This is a genomic window from Lactobacillus colini (assembly GCF_017874575.1).
Lineage (GTDB): Bacteria > Bacillota > Bacilli > Lactobacillales > Lactobacillaceae > Lactobacillus > Lactobacillus colini.
Map to the genome: position 1 here is coordinate 1 of NZ_JAGGLU010000025.1, position 5,922 is coordinate 5,922.

The window sequence follows — 5,922 nt, forward strand, 5'->3', positions numbered from 1 at the left end:
AAGGGTGTAGGTCGGATAATTCCGGCGCGAGGGTTCGAATCTCTCAATCTCCGTAATAAAGAAGAAGTCTTTAGTATTAAGTAAGTTTAATGCTTAATACTAAAGACTTTTTTTGTCCATTATGTAACAAGTAGGGGGAATGAACTTTGAATAATTTAAAAGAAAAAACAACTTTTTACTTTAGGGCTTGGGGCGATTGGGCGTTGTTTACTGATCCTATTATGAAATTAAGTGGTGAAAAATTTACTTACCCAGTGCCTACCTATCAAGCATTAAAGGGAATTTGTGAAAGCATTTATTGGAAACCAACTATAGTTATATATGTTGATAAAGTTCGAATAATGAATCCTATTGATTTAGAAGCAAAGGATATTAGACTTTTTAAATATAATGATTCTAGCAAGTCAGACTTAGCTCGTTATACATACTTAAAAAATGTTTAGTATCAAGTTCAAGCCCATTTTGAATTTAACAAAAACAGACCGGATTTAGCTAATGATCGCAATTACAAAAAGCATCTTGCAATTATGAAAAGATGCATTGAACGTGGTGGACGTAGAGACACGTTTTTGGGTACTAGAGATGCTGAAGGATATATTGAACCATGTAACTTCGGTGAGGGGAAAGGATATTATGATGATGCTCCTGATCAAAACTTTGGAACAATGGTTCATGGGCTTGATTATCCTGATGAAACAGGAAGGAATATGTTAGGAGTTCGTTTATGGCATCCTGTTATGCACAAGGGAGTAATAAATTTTATTCGGCCCGGAGAGTGTCCTGTTCGTAGAGATTTACATGAATTAAAAACTAAAAATTTTGGTTCTAATAATTTCACAAATGTAGATGAGTTGTATTCAGAATTGTTTGGAGGTGAGTAAGATTGACATGGTTCTCAGATTTAGTAGATATATATGATCAAAATAAAGATTTAGTTGGAATACCTAAAAGTAAAGAAGAAGACCGAATGGTGACATTATTGCCCATTTCACATAGAATGGTTAATGTTCCAATTCAAATTGAGATTGATGAAACAGGGAATTTCATTTCAGCAGATGCAGTATATAAATCCGACCAAAAAACAGTTATACCTACTACCGAAGATTCAGCTTCTAGATCAAGTGGTATATTTCCCATGCCGGTTGATGATAAACTAAAATATGTTTCTCGTGATTATTATAAGTGGAGCAAGAATAAAAAAGATAAAAAATATTATGAGGCATACATAAAACAGTTACAGCAATATGCTGATTATCTAGATACTAATGGTTCAGATATCAGTAGACGAACTATAGCAGCAATTTTTAAATATGTTTCTAATCATGATGTATTAAGTGATTTAACAAATATTCAACATTTATTTGGAGAAAAACAAACTGGTTATGATATTCAAAAAACTTGGAAAGGTAAAGATGAAAAGCCTTTAGTTTATCAAGTCGCAACAGGTTCACCACTTGATAGTTATGTAAGATTTAAAGTTATTTTAAAAGCAACAACAACTAATAATAGATGGGAAAATCCCGTTTTGTTCAATGACTGGATTAAATATTATAATCATGTGCTTTCTAAGAAAAATTTAGGTCTTGATTATATAACGGCTAGTGAAAAAGAAATTTTAACTAAAAAGCATCTAAATGGCATATTACCTGTGGCTAATAATGCTAAATTAATCTCAGCAAATGATACCAGTAATTATACCTTTAGAGGAAGATTTTTAGATTCATCAGAAGTAGTAGGATTAAATTACGAAAAGTCACAGAAAGCGCAACTAGCATTGAAATGGTTAATTGAAAAGCAAGGTTTTTCAATTAGTGATCGAGAATACTTAGCTTGGGGAGTTAAAGAAGATTTTTCGGTAGCTAATGATTATCAAAATTCAGTAGTTATGATGGCGCTGATCAATTCAGAAAAAAATAAAAAGCCAACTACTAATGAAGCATTGGCAAATGAAATTAAGGGCTTATTAATTAAGGGCATAAACGAGCATAATGTTCGATTGAGTGATAAGACTTATATTATGGAACTGGAAGCTCCTGTTCCAGGACGAATAGATATACTTTATTATCAAACTCTTAATGTTGAAAAATATATTGATAAGCTTTCGTCTTGGTATGGTAAGACAGCTATTTCTACTAATGACAAAAAATTACCAAGCTTAGGGACTATAGCAAAACTTGCCTATGGAACTGTTGGTGATGATAAAAAAGTAAGAATTAACAATAAGCTATATAAAAACGTAGTTTCAGAATTAGTAAGAATTATTTTGACATATCAAGTTGTTCCCGATGAACTTTTACTTGCTATTTTTAGAAAAGCAGTTCATCCACTCAGTTTTGGTAAATCAAGTGATTATGGAAGTTATATAACTTGGAATAACACAATTAATACAGCAGCTCGATTATACCGGACTAAGTATTCTGATGAAAAATTTAAATTATATTTGGATACTCAAAATATTTCTTCAGCATACTTGTTTGGGCGATTGTTGGCATTAGCTTATATTTTAGAATATGCGACATATGATGATAATGAAAGAAATAATAGACGCACAATTGCTGAAAGATATATGGCTCAATTCGTTAATCGCCCGTTAGATACTTGGAAAAATATCTATTTGAGATTACAACCTTATTTTGGCAAAAAATCTAGTACTATAAATCCTGATTTTATAAAATACGAGATTGATCTAATTTTAGATAAGATTAAAGTATTAAGTAATACAAACGATGAGTTGAATAGGTCATTAATGGGGAGCGGCGAGTTCTTAATTGGTTTTGTTCAACAAAGAAATATTGGATATCAAAAAAAGAATAATCCAGAAATCGATGCTAAAGATGAAAAGACTTATCAATTGAATAGTGAAATAGACAACCGAAGTTATCTATTTGGAAGATTGTTAGGGATTGCTGATAGTATTGAACGCCAAACATTAAATGAGCAGGATGACGCAAGGTTGACCAATGCACAGAGATACATGCGTACTTTTGTTTTGCGCCCCTTGGAAACATGGAAGACAATATATTCAAATATTCAACCATATATTAATCAAAGTGCATATGCCGTCAAAAATGATCAAGTAATCACCGAGATTACTAATAAATTAAGTACAATGGATGATTTAAATCAACCTCTAAATGGGATCTTTTTGATTGGTTTTGCTCAGCAAAAAATATATCTTTTAAAAAAAGACAAAAAAATAATTGAAAGTTTATCAAATTTAGACACTAAAAATTTGGACAGAAGCTACTTATTTGGTAGATTGTTGGCAATTTCGGATATTCTTGAGAAGAATGTTCTTATTAGCAATGCAATCAATCGACCGACAAATGTTAAAATCTATCTTTCATCATTTCTGATCAGACCTGTAAGTACTTGGAAGACAATATATAATCGACTCAAACCGTATATAAATAGGTCAAAATATAAGTCAACAGCAGAAAATATGATTCAAGAAATTAGTTCAAAATTAGATATGAATATAACTAATGAACAGCCATTAAGTGGTCTTAGCTTAGTTGGTTATGCTCAACAAAAAGTTGCTTGGAATAAATTTGAATATAAGAAGGAGAAATAAAATGTCATTAAAACACAAAAAGATTTTAAAGTTATTTTTGCAGTACAAGGTGCTAATCCTAATGGTGATCCATTAAATGGAAACCGCCCACGTCAAACAAGCGATGGCTACGGTGAAGTATCTGATGTTGCAATTAAGCGCAAGATTCGCAATAGACTACAAGATATGGGATATAATATTTTTGTTCAATCTGCAGATCGTACAGATGATGGCTTTAAGAGTTTGAAAGATCGTGCAGATAGCGTTACAGAATTAAAAGCGGCTAGTAAGGCAAAAGATGAAGATGAATATGCTAAAATAGCATGCGAAAAGTGGATTGATGTTAGAGGCTTTGGTCAGGTTTTTGCATTTAAAGGTGATAAATTATCAGTTGGTGTACGTGGACCTGTTTCGATTAGAATAGCTAGATCAATTAATCCGATTGTTATTAATGAAATGCAAATTACCAAGTCTGTGAACTCTGTTTCAACCGGAAAGGGCAAGTCTTCTGATACAATGGGGATGAAATACAATATAGGATATGCTTTATATGAATTCAGTGGCAGTATTAATGTTCAACTTGCAGAAAAAAACAGGCTTTAGTGAAGAGGATGCTGAGGCAATTCATGAAGCTCTGAAAACGCTTTTTGAGAATGATGAATCTTCTGCACGCCCAGCTGGTTCAATGCAGGTTGTGAGAGTATATTGGTGGGACCATAATAATAAGTTAGGACAGTATTCACCAGCAAAAGTTAGTAAAATGGTAGAAGTTAAGAATAAGAATGATATGCCCACTAAGCTAGAAGATTTTGAATTCATAGATAAAACACCTGAAGATTTAAAAGAGGATGTTTTTGAAGGATAAATGTATTGAAGTGCGAATTATAAGTGAACATGTTTTGTACTATAGATTCGCACCAAAATAATATATATTTTTTATAAAATTAATAGTTTATTAGCTGGATTTTATTAATTTTTATAATATTTAGCCGAATATATTGATAAGGTTTATTTATTTTATCAATATATTGCGGTCGCACTCCTTGTGAGTGCGTGGATTGAAATAACTTAGAAATGCAATCTAAGAACCAACATAATGTGTCGCACTCCTTGCGAGTTGCTTATATCTAACCCCAAAAAATGAGCCCATTGATATACTTACGTCGATTATCTGTAGCAAATTGACCAGATAAGCCGAAAGAGTAAGCTGTCTCCATAACTCTTGCTTCTGGGTGTGTTAGCAAGTAGTAAGCACCAAACGTTTTAGTGATAGATAAGCTCTTTCCGTGCTGTGGTGGCATTTCTACTATGTAAAAGTGTTGTTCTCCATCAACAATTTTTGTAATGCATCACATATGACCTTAACATGCGGATATAACTTTGCTTCAGGATTATCATATCGAAAAAAATCTTCATAACTTCGTCTTATGAGTTCATTTCTTGCTGACAATGAAATTCCCAATGCTTCATTATCTGTCAAATTCATTTGTCTTCATTCCCTTGTGCCATCTTTGCTAATGCTCTAAGCTCCTCTAAGCTTAAATCTTTCATCTTAGCGACAGTTGCATTTGTTGCGTTATCAACTTGTAAATTCTGTTTTTCTGCTAGCTCTGCTTCTATTCGGTATTTTTTGGCTTGTGCTCGTGTAAACTTGTTGCGTGCATTCTTATCTTCTAAGTGGTCTGCACGCTCTAAATACCACACTGTGGTCGAAATGTCCTTACGATTTATTATTTGATCTGCTATGGGCATTATACCCTGCCAGCCTTTTCTTTTTCGACGCATATTAGGGTTTTTGCGCTCGTAATCTCTCCATGTTGTTGTTGTACCAATATCAAGCAATTCACAAGCGTCTTTAAGCGTTAAGCCAGCAATCATATAATTCTTCATTCCCTTAATTACTTCTGGCGTGATTTTCGTCGGTTTATCAGCTTTTTTATTTGCCAAGCAAAAAAACACCACCCTTCTTAGTCAAAAAAGCTTTAAAGTGTCAAATATTAGCAAATAAAAACACACCACGTATAAAGTAGTGTGTTAAATCTATAAATTGTTCAATTTGTCATCAATAATATTTTTTAATTCTATTAATTCATCTCTATCAGTATATTTATAATTTTGGTCACTTTTGTTATAAACTTAAAAAGTATTGACACACGTATTTAATACGTGCACTCTAATAAAAGAAGGAGATAAAAGATGGTACAAAGAGGAAAAGCCATTAAAATTCTAAATGTGTACCATCTTTAGTTAAACACATGAAAAAAGATAAAATCGTAAATTGCAAATTTAAATTGAACACTTTTTACGATTGAATTCGATAGATTGAATCTAGTTCTTTCTCATAAAGTTCATTTGGGGTGTGGTAGTTT

At 32.3% G+C, this 5,922-nt stretch carries 3 protein-coding genes and 2 pseudogenes; 3 read left to right on the top strand and 2 right to left on the bottom strand.

Annotated features, from left to right (window positions below; all coding sequences use genetic code 11):
- Positions 1–221 precede the first annotated feature (221 nt).
- From cas5c to cas7c, 3 genes and pseudogenes are all read left to right on the top strand, one after another.
- A pseudogene (cas5c, locus tag J2Z60_RS10740) lies at positions 222–881 on the top strand (type I-C CRISPR-associated protein Cas5c).
- Between the two features lie 2 nt (positions 882–883).
- Positions 884–3,574: a type I-C CRISPR-associated protein Cas8c/Csd1 gene (gene cas8c / locus J2Z60_RS10745; RefSeq protein WP_209687694.1), complete on the top strand. Its 2,691-nt coding sequence runs from the start codon at positions 884–886 to the stop codon at positions 3,572–3,574.
- 6 nt (positions 3,575–3,580) lie between these two features.
- Positions 3,581–4,418, top strand: a pseudogene (gene cas7c, locus J2Z60_RS10750) (type I-C CRISPR-associated protein Cas7/Csd2).
- 262 nt (positions 4,419–4,680) lie between these two features.
- Here the strand turns inward: cas7c and J2Z60_RS10755 are convergent.
- The gene (locus J2Z60_RS10755; protein ID WP_209687695.1) at positions 4,681–4,854 is read right to left on the bottom strand and encodes a hypothetical protein; all 174 of its coding nucleotides are present in this window, start codon (positions 4,852–4,854) and stop codon (positions 4,681–4,683) included.
- A 181-nt stretch (positions 4,855–5,035) separates the two neighbouring features.
- The gene (locus J2Z60_RS10760; RefSeq protein ID WP_209687696.1) at positions 5,036–5,500 is read right to left on the bottom strand and encodes a hypothetical protein; all 465 of its coding nucleotides are present in this window, start codon (positions 5,498–5,500) and stop codon (positions 5,036–5,038) included.
- Positions 5,501–5,922: the final 422 nt, after the last annotated feature.

Excerpts from the sequence above, each read along its gene's own strand:
- J2Z60_RS10755 (WP_209687695.1), bottom strand. The coding sequence starts at position 4,854 with ATGCCACCACAGCACGGAAAGAGCTTATCTATCACTAAAACGTTTGGT.